This window comes from Psychrobacter sp. W2-37-MNA-CIBAN-0211 (assembly GCF_040309405.1).
In the GTDB taxonomy this organism is placed as follows: domain Bacteria; phylum Pseudomonadota; class Gammaproteobacteria; order Pseudomonadales; family Moraxellaceae; genus Psychrobacter; species Psychrobacter glaciei.
This window is the reverse complement of sequence record NZ_JBEOOU010000351.1, coordinates 1-258: the sequence shown is the minus strand read 5'-3', so window position 1 is coordinate 258 and position 258 is coordinate 1. Positions and strand designations below refer to the sequence as shown.

General features: G+C 46.1%; 1 protein-coding gene. It reads left to right on the top strand.

The window, feature by feature from the left end:
- On the top strand, nucleotides 1-258 hold a 258-nt coding region (locus tag AAEY72_RS15475), incomplete at both ends, for a prolyl oligopeptidase family serine peptidase (RefSeq protein WP_352311496.1).

Here is a 258-nt window from a genome sequence, read left to right as displayed (position 1 = left end):
GGGTGCTGGCTGGGCATACGATTACGGTACTAGCGACCAAAGTAAAGAAATGTTTGATTACTTAAAAGGCTACTCGCCAATTCATAATGTAAAAGCAGGGGTTGAATATCCGGCGACTATGATCACTACAGGCGATCATGATGACCGCGTTGTACCGTCGCATTCATTTAAATTTGCAGCAGAGCTTCAAGCGAAGCAAGCGGGTACTAACCCAACGCTTATTCGTATTGAAACCAATGCAGGCCATGGTGCAGGTAC